Here is a 17365-nt window from a genome sequence, read left to right on the forward strand (position 1 = left end):
CCCATGTGCCGAGTGGTGGACCTGCAACAGGCGGTGCTCGCCAAGAACGATCTGGCGGCCCAGGTGCTGCGCGCCGAACTCACCGCCCGCGGAACGACCGTCGTCAACCTGCTGTCCAGTCCGGGCAGCGGGAAGACCGCCCTGCTGGAACAGGAGCTGCTGCTGGCCCGGGAGCGGGGCGTGGCCGTGGCCGCGTTGACCGCCGACCTGGCCACCGAGAACGACGCGGTGCGGCTGGCACGTTCCGGCGTACCGGTCAAGCAGGTGCTCACCGACGGGTTGTGTCACCTGGAGGCCGGGATGATGGGCCGTCACCTGGACGGGTGGCTGCCCGAAGGAACCCGGCTGCTGTTCGTGGAGAACGTCGGCAACCTGGTCTGTCCGGCCTCGTACGACCTCGGGGAGAACCTCCGGGTGGTGCTCGCCTCGGTGACCGAGGGCGAGGACAAGCCGCTGAAGTACCCGACGGCGTTCGGGCTCGCCCAGCTGGTGGTCGTCACCAAGACGGACATCGCCGAGGCCGTCGACTTCGACGAGGCCACCTTCCGCCGCAACGTCGAGCAGGTCAACCCGGGGGTGGAGGTGGTGCTCACCTCCGCCCGCGCGGGCACGGGCGCGGGCCTCCTGCTGGAGCGGGCCCTGGCCGTCGGTACGGGAACGGCCGCGCACACGCCGGTCATGGCCCGGACGGGACACGCGCACGGGCACCCGCGGCCGCACCCGCATGACGACGGGCACGTGCACGACCACGACGGGGACCACGTTCACGGTGGGGGCGCCGACCACCACCACGGCCCCGACGGGCACGTCCACCCGCACGCCCACGACTCCGTGGCGCGGACCCGCTGATGGAGGCCGTGCAGCGCCGCCGGATCACTGTCCGGGGCGTGGTCCAGGGCGTCGGCTTCCGCCCGTACGTGTACACCCGCGCCACCGGGCTCGGCCTCGCCGGGCACGTCACCAACACGCCCGAGGGCGTCGTCGCGGAGGTCGAGGGCGCGGCGGAGGCGGTGCTGCGGTTCTGCGAGCGGCTCGCGGCGGACGCGCCCCCGCTGGCCGTGGTGGACGCCGTCGACCACTGCGCCGTGCCGCTCGCGGGCGGCTCCGGGTTCAGCATCGTGGCCTCGCACACCGGGGGGCCGGCCCGCACGCTGGTCTCCCCCGACGTCGCCACCTGCGCCGACTGCCTCGCCGAGCTCGCGGACCCCACCGACCGGCGTCACCGCCATCCCTTCATCACGTGCACGCACTGCGGGCCCCGCTTCACCATCGTCACCGGGTTGCCGTACGACCGGGCCCACACCACCATGGCCGGCTTCCCGATGTGCGCCGACTGCGCCCGTGAGTACGCAGACCCGGCCGACCGGCGCTTCCACGCCCAGCCGGTGGCCTGCCCGGCCTGCGGGCCCCGCCTGCGGCTGCTGTCCGGTCGGCCGGTCCAGGAGGTGACCGACGTCGATCCCGTCGCCGGGGCACGCCGGCTGCTGGCCGAGGGGGCGGTCCTCGCGGTGAAGGGGCTCGGCGGATACCACCTGGCCTGCGACGCGGGCCACGCGGGCGCCGTCGCCGAGCTGCGCCGCCGCAAGGACCGCGGCGGCAAGCCGTTCGCCCTGATGGCCCGGGAGCTCGCCGACGTCGAACGGCTCGCCCACGTCGGCCCCGAGGAGCGGAGCCTGCTCACCGGCGCGGTGCGGCCCATCGTCCTGTTGCGCCGCCGCCCGGGAGCCACGGGCGTGGCCGAGGGTGTCGCGCCGGGCAGCCCCGACCTCGGCGTGATGCTCCCGTACACGCCCCTGCACCACCTGCTGCTCGGCCTGCCCGGTGACCCGGCGGGCCTCCGGCTGCTGGTGATGACCAGCGGCAACCTCTCGGGCGAGCCCATCGTCACGGACGACGCGGAGGCGCTGGAGCGGCTCGCCGCTCTCGCCGACGCCTGGCTCACGCACGACCGGCCCATCCACGTGCCCTGCGACGACTCCGTGGTGCGCGTGTGCGAGGGCGAGCAGTTGACCGTCCGGCGCTCGCGCGGCTGGGCACCGCTGCCCGTGACGCTGCCGGTCGAGGTGCCGGCGAGCCTCGCCGTGGGCGGGGACCTGAAGAACGCGTTCTGTCTGGGCGAGGGCCGTCGGGCCTGGCTGTCGGCGCACATCGGCGACATGGACGACCTGGCCACCCAGTACGCGTTCGCGGGCGCGCGGCGGCAGTTGGAGTCGGTCACCGGAGTACGTCCCGTCCTGTTCGCCGCCGACCGGCACCCGGGATACCGGTCGGGCCGGTGGGCGCGGGAGCACGCGGACGGGCGGCCCCTGGTGCTCGTCCAGCACCATCACGCCCACGTCGCCTCGGCGATGGCCGAGCACGGCCTCGACGGCGGTCGGCGGGTGATCGGCGTCGCCTTCGACGGGACCGGGTACGGGGACGACGGTGCGGTCTGGGGCGGGGAGGTACTGCTCGCCGACTACGCCGGGTTCACCCGGTTCGCGCACCTGGGGTACGTCCCGCTGCCGGGCGCGGACGCCGCCGTGCGGCGGCCGTACCGGATGGCGTTGGCCCACCTGTGGGCCGCCGGGCTGGACCGGGCCCCGGACCTGCCCTGCACGGCCGCTTGCCCGCCCGACGAACTCCGTGTGCTGGAGCGCCAGTTGGAGCGGGGGCTGAACTGCGTGCCGACCTCCAGCATGGGCCGGCTCTTCGACGCCGTCTCCTCCCTGGCCGGCGTCCGCCACCTCGCCGGCTACGAGGCGCAGGCCGCGATCGAGTTGGAAGGCGCCGCCCTGGAGGCGGGTACGGGGTACGGCCGCGGCTACGCCTTCGGGCTGCGCCCGCCCGCGGCGGCCGGCGCGGGGCCCGTGGTCGCCGACCCGGCGCCCGTACTGGCCGCGGTGGTGGCCGACGTACGGGCGGGCACGGCCGGGCCCGTGATCGCCGCCCGCTTCCACGCCGGGGTCGCCGCCCTCGTCGGCACGCTGTGCGGGCTCGCCCGCGACCGGCACGGCCTGGACACGGTCGCCCTGACCGGCGGGGTCTTCGCCAACACCCTGCTCTCCGCGGCCTGCGCGCACGACCTGCGCGGACGCGGCTTCACCGTCCTGCGGCACCACCGCGTCCCGCCGAACGACGGCGGCCTGGCCCTCGGCCAGCTCGTGGTGGCGGGGGCCGCAGGGGCCGCCCGCGCCACGGACCACCCACAGCAAGGAGAAGCCCATGTGCCTCGCGGTACCCGGCAGAGTGCTTGAGATCGCGGAGAAGGACGGCACCCGCATGGCCACCGTCGACTTCGGCGGGGTGCGCAAGGAGGTGTGCCTGGAGTACCTGCCGGACCTCCGGGTCGGCGAGTACGCCATCGTCCACGTGGGGTTCGCGCTCCAGCGCCTGGATGAGGAATCGGCCCGGCAGACCCTGGAGTTGTTCGAGCAACTCGGCATGCTCCAGACGGAGTTCGGCGACCCCTGGGAGATGGCCGCGGAGGCGGGTGGCGCCTCGTGGCCCTTCACCGACGACGAGCCGGCCACGGACGCGGCGCCCACCGCGACCCGGCAGGAGGAGATCCCGCAGTGAAGTACATCGAGGAGTTCCAGGACCCGGAACTCGCCCGCAAACTGCTCGACGACATCCACGCCACCGTGACCCGACCCTGGGCGCTGATGGAGGTGTGCGGCGGCCAGACCCACACCATCATCCGCCACGGCATCGATCAACTTCTCCCCGAGCAGGTTGAGTTGATTCACGGCCCGGGTTGTCCGGTGTGTGTGACCCCACTGGAGGTCATCGACAAGGCACTGGAGATCGCCTCCCGTCCCGGCGTCATCTTCTGCTCCTTCGGGGACATGCTCCGCGTCCCCGGGACGGGCCGTGACCTCTTCCAGGTGCGCAGCGAGGGCGGCGACGTACGGGTGGTGTACTCCCCGCTCGACGCGCTCAAGGTCGCGCAGGAGAACCCGGAGCGCGAGGTGGTGTTCTTCGGCATCGGCTTCGAGACCACGGCGCCGCCGAACGCGATGACGGTCCACCAGGCGAAGAAGCTCGGCATCCGCAACTTCAGCCTGCTGGTGTCGCACGTCCGGGTCCCTCCGGCGATCGAGGCGATCATGCGCTCGCCCAGCTGCCGGGTCCAGGGCTTCCTGGCCGCCGGGCACGTGTGCAGCGTGATGGGCACGGGCGAGTACCCGGAGTTGGCCGAGCGCCACCGGGTGCCGATCGTGGTGACGGGCTTCGAGCCGCTGGACATCCTGGAGGGCGTACGGCGCGCCGTACGACAGTTGGAGCGCGGCGAGCACACCGTGGACAACGCCTACGCGCGCGCCGTGCGCCCCGAGGGCAACCCGGCGGCGCTCGCGATGCTCCAGGACGTCTTCGAGGTCACCGACCGGGCCTGGCGCGGCATCGGGGTCATCCCGGACAGCGGCTGGCGGCTGTCGCCGCGGTACCGGGAGTACGACGCCGAGCACCGTTTCTCGGTGACCGGCATCACCACCCTGGAGCCGGCGGAGTGCCGCAGCGGCGAGGTGCTCCAAGGGCTGCTGAAGCCGCACGAGTGCGAGGCGTTCGGCACGCTGTGCACCCCGCGCAATCCGCTGGGCGCCACGATGGTGTCGAGCGAGGGCGCCTGCGCGGCGTACTACCTGTACCGGCGGCTGGACCTCCCGACGCCGCCGGCCGCCCCGACCGCCCCGTTGGAGGCGAGCCCCGTTGCCTGAGACCGTACGACCCGACACCGCACGACCGGACCCCGTACCCGTCAACATGGGGCCCGACACCGCGCTCGACATCACGGGTTGGACCTGCCCGGCGCCGCTGCGCGACCGCCCCCGGGTGGTGATGGGCCACGGCGGCGGCGGTGCGCTATCCGCCGAGCTCGTCGAGCACCTCTTCGCACCGGCCTTCGGCGGCGAGGTGCTGGCGCAGCTCGGGGACTCCGCGTCCGTCCGACTCGGCGGGGTCCGGCTCGCGTTCTCCACCGACTCCTACGTGGTGCGCCCGTTGTTCTTCCCGGGCGGGAGCATCGGCGACCTCGCCGTCAACGGCACGGTGAACGACCTGGCCATGAGCGGGGCCACCGCGGCCTACCTGTCCTGCGGGTTCATCCTGGAGGAGGGCGTGGAGATCGCGACGGTCGCCCGGGTGGCCGAGGCCATGGGCGCGGCCGCGCGCTCGGCGGGCGTGGAGGTCGCCACCGGTGACACGAAGGTGGTGGAGGCCGGGCACGGCGACGGCATCTACGTCAACACCTCCGGCATCGGGCTCGTGCCGACGGGCGTGGACCTGCGTCCGCAGCGCGTCGTCCCCGGCGACGTGGTGATCGTCAGCGGTGAGATCGGGCTGCACGGGGTCGCGATCATGAGCGTGCGCGAGGGCCTCGAGTTCGGGGTGGACGTCCTGAGCGACTGCGCCGCTCTCGGCGGCCTCGTGCGGAGCATGCTCGCGGTCACCCCGGACCTGCACGTCCTGCGCGACCCGACACGGGGTGGCCTCGCGGCCTCCCTGAACGAGATCGCGGCCGCCTCCGGCACCGGCGTCGTCCTGCACGAGTCGAAGGTCCCGGTGCCCCCGGCCGTCGCCAACGCGTGCGCGATCCTCGGCCTCGATCCGCTGTACGTGGCCAACGAGGGCAAGTTGGTCGCCTTCGTGCCCCGCGAGCACGCCGACGCGGTGCTCGACGCCATGCGCGCCCACCCGTTGGGCCGGCACGCCGCGGTGATCGGGGAGGCCGTCGAGGCGCATCCCGGGCTCGTCGTGGCGCGGACCGGCCTCGGCGGGACGCGGGTGGTCGACCTGCCCATCGGGGAGCAGCTGCCGCGCATCTGCTGACCCGGCGAAGCCGGTACGGGGCCCCGCGCCGGCGGGGCCCCGTACCGGTCCGACGGCGGTCAGGGCGACCGCCGCGGACCCCCGCGCGGATCGCGCTGGGGGCGTGCGCTGACGGAGGGCCTGATCGGAGCGGTGTAGGCGTCCTACCTGACCTGCCGTACCGAACCGACGCCGCCGGAACCGTACGGATCGACGGCCCGGACCGTACGGGACGACGACCCGGACCGTACGGATGATCGGCTCGGGCCCTACGGATCGACGCCTCGGACCGGACGGGACGACGCCTCGACCGCCGCTTTGATCCGGGCACCGAAGGCCGGGGCGTCCTTGCGGGCGGCGCTCAGCGCGAGGCCGACGAGGAGCTTGCCGACGCCGTGCCCTTCGAGGGTGTTGAAGACGCGGACCCGGCTGCGGCCGCCGGGCAGGGCTTCGAGGTCGTAACCGCCCTCGGCCGTCACGAGGTTCTTGCTCTGCTCGCTCCAGCGGATCAGGCCCGGCGGCTCGATCGCGGTGATGCGGAACTCCCGGCCCGTCTTCATCCCGGCGTCCTTGACGGTGCTTCGGAAGACCGTGCCGACGGCCGTTGGGCCCTCCGGGACCTTGGTGATCCGCTGGACGCGCGGGCTGAACTCGGGGTCGTTGCGGCCGTCGGCCAGGTAGGCGAACACCGCCTCGACCGGCCGGTCGATCTCGACCGTCGCCTCGAACCGTCCACCCATGTGAGACTCCTTCGCCGTGCGTCCGCCGCGTTCTCCGCGTTCTCCGCGCGATCACGATCGTGCGTGATCACTCTCCTACGCGGTCACGATCCCAGACCGGGCCCGCCCGCGCGCGCCAGCAGCCCCGACAACAGGACCTCCAACGTCTCGCGCAGGGTGTCGGCGAAGTCGAGGCGCAGCACGGCCAGCGCCGGGTCCGCCTCGTAGGCCGCGATCATGGCGGCGGAGGGGTGGGCGTGGGTCCAGACCGCGCCGGTGACGATGAGGGACCCGGCGACGAACCGGAAGGCGTCCGACTCCCCCAGGGCGGGCAGTCGGGCGGCGACCAGGGCCGCCAGGGCGCTCGCGTGGGCGATCGCGGCGCGCTTGTACTGGGCGGCGACCTGCGGGGAGACGTTGCGTTCCAGCACGGCTGACTGGGCGCTGATCAGGTCGCACAGGACGGGCCGTTCGGCCAGGGCTCGGGCGAGGCGGTCGGCGAGCCGGTCGGGACGCTCGGCGGGCGGGACGGCGTCCAGGGCGCCGGGGAGGGTCTGCTCCAGATGGTCGACGAGTTCGCCCGAGGCGGTGGCCAGGAGTTCCAGCAGGACGTCCTCGCGGGATTCGAAGTAGCGCAGCACGTTCGATTTGGCGAGGCCCACCCGGCGACTGAGCTCGTTCAGGGTGACCTGGGAGACGGGCATCTCGGTGAGCATGTCGGCCGCCGCGTCGAGGATCGCCCGGCGGCGGGCCGCGCGCTGCTCCTCGCTCCGGGCCCGCTGGAACTTACTGGGAATGGACACGCGCCCAGCGTACAGACCTGCGGTCTGTTGTTATCAGACCAGCGGTCTGCTAGCTTCGAAAGCAATGGACCGTCGGTCTGTTGCCGCCGCCCCAAGGAGCCGTCATGTACGCCGTCCCCGACCAGTCCGGCAAGACCGTCGTCGTCACCGGCGCCAACAGCGGCACCGGCAAGGAGGCCGCGCGCCGACTCGCCGAGGCGGGCGCCCGCGTCGTGCTGGCCGTCCGCACACCGGCCAAGGGCGAGCGGGCGCGCGCCGAGATCCTGGCCCGCCATCCGCGCGCGCGGCTGGAGGTGCGCCGGATCGACCTGGCCGACCTCGCCTCGGTGGCGGCCTTCGCCGACGGCATCCTGGCCGAGGGCGACCCGCTCGACCTGCTGGTGAACAACGCGGGCGTGATGGCCCCGCCGACCCGGATGACCACGTCCGACGGCTTCGAGTTGCAGTTCGGCAGCAACTTCCTCGGCCCGCTGGCCCTGACCGTACGGCTGCTGCCCGCGCTGCTGGCCGCCCCGGCCCCGCGGGTGACCACCATGAGCAGCGGCACCGCCAACTTCGGCAGGGTGGACCTCGCCGACCTCCAGTACGAGCGCCGCCGCTACCACCCGATGCTGTCGTACGCCCAGTCCAAGCTGGCCGACCTGATGATGGCCCGGCACCTGGACGAACTCGCCGCCGTCCAGGGGTGGCCGCTGCGGAGCACCGCCGCCCACCCCGGCTACACGAGGACGAACCTGCAGACCGCGGGAGCGAGCCTGGGCCGGGGAAAGCCGTCGCGGCTGCACCGGCTCGTGAGCTCCGTCGACTTCCTCCCGAAGCAGGAGGTGGGCCCGGGCACCGAGCCCCTGCTGTACGCGGCCACCAGCCCGGACGCGGTCGCGGGCGGCTACTACGGCCCGAGCGGCCCGTTCGAGCTGGTCGGCCCGGTCACCGCGGCCCGCGTCACCCGCCGGGCCCTGGACCGCGCGGCCAACGCCCGGCTCTGGGAGGCGGCGGAACGCCTCACGGGCGTCCGGGCCGTCACCGCGGACCACTGACGGGCCGGGGACTCCCGCGCGCGAGGCGCCCCCGGCGGCCGGGTCAGCCGAGGAGGGCGTAGACCGCGGAGGCCTTGGCGGCGGGTTCGTCGGCGCCGTCCGCGGTCATGGTGACGTCGGCGAAGGCCATCCGCTTGCCGAGCTTGGTGACGCTCACCGCGATCAGCACGTCCGTACCGGTCACGGGCCGCTGGAAGCTGGTGGACTGCTGGACCGTGGTCATCGGCCCGTAGCCGCCGCGGGCGGCGGAGATCGCGATGACGGTCGCGGTGTCGGCGGCGGCCATCAGGGCCTGGCCGCTCAGCCCGCCGCCGTCGCGGGCCAGGTCCGCGGACCAGGGCAGCCGCAGCACGGCGTGCCGGGTTCCCGTCTCCTCCACGGTGAGGCCCAGGGCCAGCACCCAGGGCGCGAAGTTGTCTGCCAGGATCCTGTCGGCTTCTGCCGGTGTCAGCGTCACCCGAGGATTGTGACGGCCCGGGCCGGGCCGCCACAACACCGCCGCCGCGAAGGGGCTTTCGGTCAGAGCCCGGCGGCCAGCTCGGTGCCCTGCCGGATGGCCCGCTTGGCGTCGAGTTCGGCCGCCACGTCGGCTCCGCCGATGAGGTGCGCCTCGACGCCGGCGGCGCGGAGCTCCTCGTACAGGTCGCGGCGGGGCTCCTGGCCGGTGCACAGCACGACGGTGTCGGCGGGGATCAGCCGCGCCTCGCCGTCGACGGTGATGTGCAGGCCCTCGTCGTCGATGCGCTCGTACGTCGCCCCGGCGACCGAGACCACCCCGCGGTGCTTGAGCTCCGCGCGGTGGATCCAGCCGGTGGTGGTGCCGAGGCCGCTGCCGACCTTGGTGGTCTTGCGCTGGAGCAGGTGCACCCGGCGCGGCGGGGCGGGCCGCTCGGGGGCGGTCAGGCCGCCGGGGCCGGTGTAGGCCGTGTCGACGCCCCAGTGGCGGAACCAGACCTCGGGGTCCTGGGCCGCGCCCTCGCCGCTGTCGGTGAGGAACTCGGCGACGTCGAAGCCGATGCCGCCCGCGCCGACGACGGCGACGCGCTCGCCGACGGGGGCCCCGTCGCGCAGTACGTCGAGGTAGCTGACGACGTTGTCCCGGTCCACGCCCTCGATGGCGGGGGTGCGCGGGCTGACGCCGGTGGCGACGACGACCTCCTCGTACTCCCGCAGGGTCGCCACGTCGGCCACGGTGTTCAGCCGGACGTCGACGCCGCTGTCCACGAGTTGGGTGCCGAAGTAGCGGATGGTCTCCTCGAACTCCTCCTTGCCCGGGATGCGGCGGGCGATGTCGAGCTGGCCGCCGATCCGGCCGGAGGCCTCGTACAGGGTGACGTCGTGGCCGCGGCCGGCGGCGGAGACGGCGCAGGCCAGACCGGCGGGGCCGGCGCCGACGACGGCGACGCGCTTCTTCAGTCGGGTGGGCGCGAGGACGAGTTCGGTCTCGTGGCAGGCGCGGGGGTTGACGAGGCAGCTGGTGATCCTGCCGCTGAAGGTGTGGTCGAGGCAGGCCTGGTTGCAGCCGATGCAGGTGTTGATGGTCTCGGACCGACCGGCCGCGGCCTTCGCGACGAAGTCGGCGTCCGCGAGGAAGGGACGCGCGAGGGAGACCAGGTCGGCGCGGCCGTCGGCGAGCAACTCCTCGGCGACCTCCGGGGTGTTGATCCGGTTGCTGGTGACGAGCGGCACGCTCACCGCGCCCATCAGCCGCTTGGTGACCCAGGTGTAGGCGCCGCGGGGCACGGAGGTGGCGATGGTGGGGATGCGGGCCTCGTGCCAGCCGATGCCGGTGTTGATGATGGTGGCGCCCGCCGCCTCGACCTCCTTGGCGAGGCGGACGACCTCCTCCAGGGTGGAGCCGCCGGGGATCAGGTCGAGCATGGACAGGCGGTAGACGAGGATGAACTCCTCGCCGACGGCCTGTCGGGTGCGGCGGACGATCTCCAGCGGGAAGCGCGTGCGGTTCTCGTACGCGCCGCCCCAGCGGTCGGTGCGCTTGTTCGTCGCGGCCGCGATGAACTCGTTGATCAGGTAGCCCTCGGAGCCCATGATCTCGACGCCGTCGTAGCCGGCGAGCTTGGCGAGGCGGGCCGCCCGTACGAAGTCCTCGACGGTGCGCTCGACCTCGATGTCGGAGAGCTCGTTCGGTACGAACGGGCTGATCGGGGCCTGGAGCGCGCTGGGGGCGACGAGGTCCTTGTGGTAGGCGTAGCGGCCGAAGTGGAGGATCTGCATCGCGATCTTCCCGCCCTCCGCGTGCACCGCGTCGGTGATCACCCGGTGCTCGGCGGCCTCCTCCTCGGTGGTGAGGCGGGAGCCGCCCTCGAAGGGACGTCCGGCGTCGTTGGGCGCGATGCCGCCGGTCACGATGAGGCCGACGCCGCCGCGGGCGCGCTCGGCGTAGAACGCGGCGAGGCGCTCGAAGCCGCCCTCGTGCTCCTCCAGGCCGGTGTGCATCGAGCCCATGATCACCCGGTTCGGCAAGGTGGTGAAGCCGAGGTCCAGGGGGCTCATCAGGTGCGGGTAGCGGCTCTGGGAACTCATGGGGGGCGCCTCCTCGCGCGGGGGTGATGAACATGTTCTAGCGAGGCTCGGGCGGTTTTGCAACTAGGTGCATAACCAGATGGGGGCGGTTCGGACACCCTCCCCGCCTCCCACCGGCCCGGTCCGCCCCTCCCTGTGGCGCAGTTCACGGCCCGGACACCCTCGCCGACGTGACGGAACCGGGCACGGTGACGGTGAACGTCAGGTGCGGCGCAGCCGTACGGTGACGATCTGGAACGGGCGCAGCGTCAGGGCGATCCGGCCGTCGGCGGCCGGGGCGGCGACGGCGGAGCCCGCCAGGGGCCGCTCCAGGAGGTCGCTCTCGACGGCGGCGGTGATCGCGAAGCCGGGCGTGAGGTGCGCCGTGGCCCGGCCGCCGCGGGACTCGTACAGCCGGACGACGACGTCGCCGCTGCGGTCCTCGGCGAGTTTGACCGCCTCGACGACGACCGCGTCCTCGTCCACCGCCAGCAGCGGCTCGACCGGGCCGGCCCCCGTCACGACCCGTTCGGGCAGGTTCAGGGCGTGGCCCTCCCGGACCGCGTCCCCGGTCGTGGCGCCGGGTGCGAGGGAGAACCGCAGGGTGTGTCGCCCCTGGTCGGTCTCCGGGTCGGGGTAGCGGGGCGCGCGCAGGAGGGACAGTCGGACCGTGGTGGTCCGGCCGCCGTCGGGGCGTACGTCCCGGGTGACGTCGTGCCCGTAGGTGGAGTCGTTGAGCAGGGCCACGCCCCAGCCGGGCTCCTCCACCTGGATCCAGCGGTGGGCGCAGATCTCGAACTTGGCCGCGTCCCATGAGGTGTTGGTGTGGGTGGCGCGGTGAACGTGGCCGAACTGGGTCTCGGCGGCGGACCGTTCCGCCGCTACGTCGAGGGGGAAGGCGGCCTTGAGGAACTTCTCGCTCTCGTGCCACCGCACGTCCACCCCGAGGTCGACGGTCCGGGCGCCCGCCCGCAGCGTGATCGTCTGCACGGCCGTGGACGAGCCGAAGGAACGGGTGACGGTGACGCTCGCCGCGTCCGGCCCGGCCTCGGTCACCTCCATCGAGTCCAGCGCGACGAGGTCGGTGACCCTGTTGCGGTAGAACGCGTCGATGTCCCACGCGTCCCACATGTTCGGGAAGTCGGGATGGATCTGGAGCAGGTTCGCCGCGCTCCCCGGGGCGAGCGCCTCGCGTCCCCCTTCCAGGTCGTAGGCGGAGACGAGCAGCCCGCGCCCGTCGACCTCCACCAGCAGTCGGCCGTTGGCCAGGACGTGCCCGCCGCCGTGCCGTTCCTCGATGGTGACGGGCTGCGTCGCCGCCTCGGGACGGCCCGCGCCGCCCGCGGGGATGCCGCGCCGGGCGTGCGGGGCGCAGTTGAAGACGAGTTCCTCGGTCCCCTCGCCCGCCAGGGTCGCCTGCGCCGCCCCGGTGATCGCGAGGAGTTCCTCGCGCACGGCCGCGTACGTCGCCCGGGCCTCGCGGTGCACCCAGGCGATGGAGGAGCCCGGCAGGATGTCGTGGAACTGGTGGAGCAGTACGGTCTTCCAGAGCCGCTCCAGGTCCTCGTACGGGTAGGCGAAGCCGGGAACGCGCACGGCGGCCGTCGCGGCCCACGACTCGGCCTCCCGGAGCAGGGATTCGCTGCGCCGGTTGCCCTGCTTGGTGCGGGCCTGGGAGGTGTAAGTACCCCGGTGCAGTTCCAGGTAGAGCTCTCCCGCCCAGACGGGCGCGTCCGGGTACTCGGCGTGCGCCTTCTCGAAGAAGGCGTCGGGCCGTTCGACCTCGACGCGCGGGGAGCCCTCGAGGTCGCGCTGGCGCCGGGCGCGGGCCAGGTGTTCGCGGGTGGGTCCGCCGCCGCCGTCACCCCAGCCGAAGGGCACCAGCGAGCGCGAACCCCGCCCCTTCTCCTGGTAGTTGCGTGCGGCGTGGGCGAGTTGGGCGCCGCCCAGGTCGCTGTTGTAGGTGTCGACGGGCGGGAAGTGCGTGAAGACGCGGGTGCCGTCGATTCCCTCCCACCAGAAGGTGTGGTGGGGGAACTTGTTGACCTGGGACCAGGAGATCTTCTGAGTCAGGAACCAGTGCGAGCCGGACAGCTTCACGAGCTGCGGCATGGCGGCGGTGTAGCCGAAGGAGTCGGGCAGCCACACGTTCCTCGTCTCGATCCCGAACTCGTCGAGGAAGAACTTCTTGCCGTAGAGGAACTGGCGGGCCATCGCTTCGCCGCCGACCATGTTGGTGTCGGACTCGACCCACATGCCGCCCACCGGCACGAACCGGCCGTCCGCGACCTTCTTCTTGATCCGTTCGAAGAGTTCGGGACGGTAGGTCTTGATCCAGTCCAGTTGTTGGGCCTGGGACATGGCGAAGACGAACTCCGGGTGCTCGTCCATCAGCGCGAGCACGTTGGAGGTGGTCCGGGACACCTTGCGGACGGTCTCGCGCAGCGGCCACAGCCAGGCCGAGTCGATGTGCGCGTGCCCGACGGCGCTGATCCGGTGCGCCGAGGCGGTGGCCGGTGCGGCGAGGACCGGCGCGAGGCGAGCGCGGGCGGCGGCGGCCGTGGCGGGGACGTCGGCGAGGTCCACCTCGTCCAGCGCGGAGTCGACGGCCCGCAGGATCGCGTACCGGCGGGCGTCGGCCCCGTCGAGCTGCGTCATCAGCTCCTGGAGGACTTCGAGGTCCTGTACGAGTTCCCAGACCTCGGTCTCGAAGACGGTGAGGTCCATCCGGGCGAGGCGGTAGAGGGGCTGGTCCCCGCTCGTCGGCCGGTCGCCCTCGTAGGTGGGCGAGTGGCTGACCAGGACCGGGTTGGACGCGGCCTCGACGTACCACTCGACGCGCTCGCCGCCCGCCGCCCGGTCGGCGACCCGGACCCAGTCGTTGTACGGGTTCAGCCCCTTGACCTCGCTGCCGTCGGCGCGGTGGACCAGGCCCTCGCACTGGAAGCCGGGCATCATCCGCTCGAAGCCGAGGTCGAGCACGGCCTCGACGGTGCGGCCCGCCCAGTCGGCGGGTACCGAGCCGGTGACCTTGAACCAGGTGGTGCCCCAGGCCGGGCCCCACGCGTCACCCGTCGCGCAGGGCCCGTACGGGGCGGCCAGGCCCTCGGCGACGGGCACCGGTTCGCCGGGCGCCTCCCAGCGCTCGACGGTGAGCGGCAGCGAGCGGGAGCGGACGGCGGGTTTGATCCGCTGCGCGAGGACGCGGCGCAGGCGGTGTTCGGCGATGCTGCGGTCGTCGTGCATGACGGCGGCTCCAGGAGGAGGGGTCGGGCGGGCGGGGCTGCGGGACCGGAACAGGGATGGTGGGCAGCGGGCAGCGGTCGGCGGCCCGCGTCAGGTCTTGACGGCCCCCTCGGCCACGCCCTTGAAGAAGTAACGCTGGAGGGCGAAGAAGAGGAGCATCATCGGGATCAGCGCGGTCATCGCCCCGGCGGCGATGGTCCGCTGGTCGCTGGTGGTCGTGGCGCCGGCGAGGGTCTTCAGGCCGAGCTGGAGGGTGTGGTTCTCGCTGTCGGTGAGGACGAGCAACGGCCACAGGAAGTCGTCCCAGGCGCCCATGAAGCTGGTGATGCAGACGACGGCGAGGGCGCCCTTGGCGGAGGGTAGGAAGACGCGGGTGAAACGGGTCCATTCGCCCGCCCCGTCCAGGACCGCCGCCTCCTCGATCTCCCGGGGCACGGCCAGGAAGGCCGCCCGCATGATCATGATGTTGAGGACGGAGACGGCTCCCGGCAGCCAGACCCCGATGAGGGTGTCGATGAGACCCATCCCCCGCACCGTCAGGAACATCGAGATCATCACGGACTCGAAGGGGAACATCAGGGTCGCCACCAGGACGGTGAAGACGCTCCGGCGGCCCTTCCAACCGGCCCGGGACAGGGCGTAGCCGCCCATGGCCGCGAACAGCAGGTTGGAGGTGACGGACAAGGCCGCCACCATCAGCGTGTTGCCGACGTACTGGAGCAGGGGGAACGACTCGGCGACCAAGGCGTAGTTGTCCAGGGTGGGCCGGGAGGGCAACAGGCCGTCGTACACGTTCTCGGTGCGGCCGCGGATCGAGGTCAGGAACTGCCAGACGATCGGGCCGACCATGACCACGAGCATCAGCATCAGCGTCGCGTACCGGGCGGTGCGGCCGAGGAGGCGGCGGCGCAGGTCGGCGCGGACGCGCGGGTCCGGTGGCGGGCGCCGGGCCGGCGCGGTGGTCGGGGTGGTCGCCGGGGCGCGGTCGGCGGGGGCGTTCACGCGTCGTCCCCCCGGGACAGCCGGTGGCCCAGCAGACTGAAGGCCAGGGTCAGCAGGAACAGCAGGAGGGAGATGGCCGAGGCGTAGCCGGTCTCGCCGGAGTAGCCGAGGCCCACCTGCCGGATCAGGAACGGCAGGGTACGGGCGCCGCCGCCGGGGCCGCCGCTCTCGCCGCCGAGGATGTAGATCTCGGTGAACACGCGCAGCGCCGAGATCGCGGAGAGGGTGCCGACCAGCAGCATCATCGGTTTGACCTGGGGGACGGTGATGCTGAAGAAGCGGCGTACGGGGCCGGCGCCGTCGAGGGCGGCGGCCTCGTACAGGGAGGCGGGGACGTTCCCGAGGGCCGCCAGGTAGAACACCATGTAGTAGCCGAGGCCCTTCCACACCGTCACGATCATCGCGGAGAGCAGCAGCATGGTGCTGTCCGTCAGGAACGGAACCGGCTCCGAGACGACACCGAGCCGGCGGAACACCGTGTTGACGAGCCCGTCGCTGCGCAGCACCCACTGCCAGATCAGGCCGACGACGACGGCGGAGGCGATCACGGGCGTGTAGAACGCGGAACGGAACAGCCCGATCCCGGGGATCCGCGCGCGTACGAGGACCGCGAGGGCGAGCGGCAGCAGCACCAGGCAGGGGACGACGACGGCGAGGTAGAGGACGCTGTTGCCGGTGGCCAGCCAGAAGTCGGGGTCGCCGAGGGCCCGGGTGTAGTTGTCGAGGCCGACGAAGTCCCCGCCGCGCAGGATCCGGGCGTCGGTGAAGGACAGGATCACGGTGTTGACGAACGGCCAGACGCTGAACAGGGCCACCATGACCAGCCCGGGGGCGAGGAAGAGGTAGGGCGCCCACCACGTTCGGTGGGGCAGACCGGCGTCACCTCCCGCAGCGGACCCCTTCGCCGTCACGGGCGGGCCGCGGCCGACAGGAGCGCGTTGGCCGCCTCCTGGGCCCTGCGCACCGCCGTCCTCGGATCCTGCTCCCCCAGGATGGCCTTCTGCATCTCGCGCACCACCGCGTCACCGACCTGACTGGTCCACTGGACCGGGGTGTTGGCGTCGAGCCCGGCACTCTTCAGCTGTTCGGCGCCGATCGCGCGGGCCACCGTCTCGGCGTCCTTGCCGTCGCCGCGGTCGGAGAAGTACGGGTCGTCCAGGCCCCGGGCGTTGGACGGGTAGATGGTGGCCTTCCGGGAGAACTCCACCTGGTTGGGGCCGTTGGTCACCCACTTGGCGAACTCGGCCGCCGCGTCCGGGTGTTCGGTGTCCTTTCGGATGCCGAGGGCTTGGGCGTAGATGCCGATGTGGCCGAGCCGGCCGGTGACGGCGCCGACGACCCGGGTGCGCTCGTAGACCTGCGGAGCGTTCTGCCGGATGTCCTTGACGAAGCCCGGGGAGCCGGGGCCGAAGACCAGCTTTCCGGCGCCGTAGAGCTGGTTGATGTCGTCCGACTTGAGCAGGGACTCCTTCGGCATGGCGCCCTTGGCGTACAGGTCCTTCATCCGGTCGACCCACTCGACGGCCTTGTCCGTGTCGAAGGTGAAGCGGTCCCGGCGCTCGTTGAGGATCGGGACGCCCATCTTCTGCCAGTCCCCGGGCAGCCGGCTCTTGGGGTCGGCCATGAAGGCGGCGTACCGACCGCCGGAGCGGGCGGCGATCCGCTCGGCCTGGTCGAAGAACTCCTCGACGCTGGTGGGTGGTCGGGCGGGGTCGAGACCGGCCTTCTCGAAGAGGTCCGCGTTGAAGGTGAGGATCTCGGGGGTCACGTACCAGGGGTAGGCGTACACGCCGTCGCCCCGGCCGGGAAGTTCGAACTGCTCCCAGGCGCCGGGAACGTACTCCTTGGCGACCTCGGCGTCCCACGCCGAGACGTCGGCCAACAGCCCTCGTTCACCGAGCAATTGAAAGGAGTCGGTGGAGAGGTTCACCACGTCGGGGAGGGCGCCCGCGCCGGCGTCGGCGACGAGCTTCTCGTTGTAGCCGTCTCCGGGTACGTCCTCCCACTTCACCGTGACGTCGGGGTACCGCTGCTCGAAGGAGTCGATGACGCCCTGGACGTAGCCGGTGAACTTCGGCTTGAGCTGGAGGGTGCGGAACGTGATCCCACCGGACACGGTCCCCGTCCGTTCCGCGTCCTTGCCGTCCGCCGCTCCCCCGCCGCCGCCCAGCCCGCACGCGGACAGCGACAGGAGGCCGCCCGCGAGCAGGGTGGTGAGGGTCGTGCGCACCGCCTGGGAACGAGTCAT

Annotated in this window: 14 protein-coding genes; 6 read left to right on the forward strand and 8 right to left on the reverse strand. The window is 72.7% G+C overall.

Annotated elements, in window-relative coordinates:
* The first annotated feature begins 3 nt into the window (after window positions 1-3).
* From hypB to hypE, 5 genes are read left to right on the forward strand one after another with little or no spacing between them, the layout of a single operon-like run.
* Window positions 4-849, forward strand: coding sequence for a hydrogenase nickel incorporation protein HypB (gene hypB / locus ACZ4XJ_RS04550; protein WP_468495293.1), 846 nt, complete (start codon window positions 4-6; stop codon window positions 847-849).
* Window positions 849-3236, forward strand: coding sequence for a carbamoyltransferase HypF (gene hypF / locus ACZ4XJ_RS04555; RefSeq protein WP_468495294.1), 2388 nt, complete (start codon window positions 849-851; stop codon window positions 3234-3236). The genes hypB and hypF overlap by 1 nt, the downstream gene beginning before the upstream one ends.
* Complete coding sequence (locus ACZ4XJ_RS04560; protein ID WP_468495295.1) at window positions 3205-3558, forward strand: HypC/HybG/HupF family hydrogenase formation chaperone; 354 nt, start codon at window positions 3205-3207, stop codon at window positions 3556-3558. Before hypF ends, ACZ4XJ_RS04560 begins: the two co-directional genes overlap by 32 nt.
* Window positions 3555-4697, forward strand: a complete 1143-nt coding sequence (hypD, locus tag ACZ4XJ_RS04565) for a hydrogenase formation protein HypD (protein ID WP_362875813.1) — start codon at window positions 3555-3557, stop codon at window positions 4695-4697. Before ACZ4XJ_RS04560 ends, hypD begins: the two co-directional genes overlap by 4 nt.
* Window positions 4698-4743: 46 nt before the next feature.
* Window positions 4744-5808: a hydrogenase expression/formation protein HypE gene (hypE, locus tag ACZ4XJ_RS04570; RefSeq protein WP_362875847.1), complete on the forward strand. Its 1065-nt coding sequence runs from the start codon at window positions 4744-4746 to the stop codon at window positions 5806-5808.
* 248 nt (window positions 5809-6056) lie between these two features.
* Here the strand turns inward: hypE and ACZ4XJ_RS04575 are convergent, their stop codons facing one another.
* Both ACZ4XJ_RS04575 and ACZ4XJ_RS04580 read right to left on the reverse strand, forming a co-directional pair.
* Window positions 6057-6527: an SRPBCC family protein gene (locus ACZ4XJ_RS04575; RefSeq protein ID WP_362875812.1), complete on the reverse strand. Its 471-nt coding sequence runs from the start codon at window positions 6525-6527 to the stop codon at window positions 6057-6059.
* Between the two features lie 83 nt (window positions 6528-6610).
* Window positions 6611-7303 carry a TetR/AcrR family transcriptional regulator gene (locus tag ACZ4XJ_RS04580; protein ID WP_468495456.1) on the reverse strand — a complete coding sequence of 231 codons (693 nt, stop codon included), beginning with the start codon at window positions 7301-7303 and terminating at the stop codon, window positions 6611-6613.
* Window positions 7304-7413: 110 nt separating this feature from the next.
* Between ACZ4XJ_RS04580 and ACZ4XJ_RS04585 the strand changes: the two genes are divergently transcribed.
* Window positions 7414-8346, forward strand: a complete 933-nt coding sequence (locus ACZ4XJ_RS04585; protein WP_468495296.1) for an SDR family oxidoreductase — start codon at window positions 7414-7416, stop codon at window positions 8344-8346.
* A gap of 43 nt (window positions 8347-8389) precedes the next feature.
* Here ACZ4XJ_RS04585 and ACZ4XJ_RS04590 read toward each other — a convergent pair whose 3' ends face one another.
* The 6 genes from ACZ4XJ_RS04590 to ACZ4XJ_RS04615 form a co-directional block, all read right to left on the reverse strand.
* Complete coding sequence (locus ACZ4XJ_RS04590; RefSeq protein WP_362875810.1) at window positions 8390-8803, reverse strand: PaaI family thioesterase; 414 nt, start codon at window positions 8801-8803, stop codon at window positions 8390-8392.
* A gap of 62 nt (window positions 8804-8865) precedes the next feature.
* Window positions 8866-10890, reverse strand: a complete 2025-nt coding sequence (locus ACZ4XJ_RS04595; RefSeq protein WP_362875809.1) for an NADPH-dependent 2,4-dienoyl-CoA reductase — start codon at window positions 10888-10890, stop codon at window positions 8866-8868.
* A 201-nt stretch (window positions 10891-11091) separates the two neighbouring features.
* The gene (locus ACZ4XJ_RS04600; RefSeq protein ID WP_468495297.1) at window positions 11092-14115 is read right to left on the reverse strand and encodes an alpha-mannosidase; all 3024 of its coding nucleotides are present in this window, start codon (window positions 14113-14115) and stop codon (window positions 11092-11094) included.
* Between the two features lie 90 nt (window positions 14116-14205).
* Window positions 14206-15117 carry a carbohydrate ABC transporter permease gene (locus ACZ4XJ_RS04605; protein WP_362875807.1) on the reverse strand — a complete coding sequence of 304 codons (912 nt, stop codon included), beginning with the start codon at window positions 15115-15117 and terminating at the stop codon, window positions 14206-14208.
* Entirely contained in the window at window positions 15114-16028 is a 915-nt protein-coding gene (locus ACZ4XJ_RS04610) for a carbohydrate ABC transporter permease (protein WP_468495298.1), read from the reverse strand. The genes ACZ4XJ_RS04605 and ACZ4XJ_RS04610 overlap by 4 nt, the downstream gene beginning before the upstream one ends.
* Entirely contained in the window at window positions 16025-17365 is a 1341-nt protein-coding gene (locus ACZ4XJ_RS04615) for an ABC transporter substrate-binding protein (RefSeq protein ID WP_468495299.1), read from the reverse strand. Before ACZ4XJ_RS04615 ends, ACZ4XJ_RS04610 begins: the two co-directional genes overlap by 4 nt.

It is taken from the genome of Streptomyces sp. NPDC029836 (assembly GCF_055574495.1).

Coding starts and splice junctions, on each gene's coding strand:
- hypB (WP_468495293.1), top strand. CDS start 4: ATGTGCCGAGTGGTGGACCTGCAACAGGCGGTGCTCGCCAAGAACGAT.
- hypF (WP_468495294.1), top strand. CDS start 849: ATGGAGGCCGTGCAGCGCCGCCGGATCACTGTCCGGGGCGTGGTCCAG.
- ACZ4XJ_RS04560 (WP_468495295.1), top strand. CDS start 3,205: ATGTGCCTCGCGGTACCCGGCAGAGTGCTTGAGATCGCGGAGAAGGAC.
- hypE (WP_362875847.1), top strand. CDS start 4,744: ATGGGGCCCGACACCGCGCTCGACATCACGGGTTGGACCTGCCCGGCG.
- ACZ4XJ_RS04575 (WP_362875812.1), bottom strand. CDS start 6,527: ATGGGTGGACGGTTCGAGGCGACGGTCGAGATCGACCGGCCGGTCGAG.
- ACZ4XJ_RS04585 (WP_468495296.1), top strand. CDS start 7,414: ATGTACGCCGTCCCCGACCAGTCCGGCAAGACCGTCGTCGTCACCGGC.
- ACZ4XJ_RS04595 (WP_362875809.1), bottom strand. CDS start 10,890: ATGAGTTCCCAGAGCCGCTACCCGCACCTGATGAGCCCCCTGGACCTC.
- ACZ4XJ_RS04600 (WP_468495297.1), bottom strand. CDS start 14,115: ATGCACGACGACCGCAGCATCGCCGAACACCGCCTGCGCCGCGTCCTC.
- ACZ4XJ_RS04615 (WP_468495299.1), bottom strand. CDS start 17,365: ATGACTCGTTCCCAGGCGGTGCGCACGACCCTCACCACCCTGCTCGCG.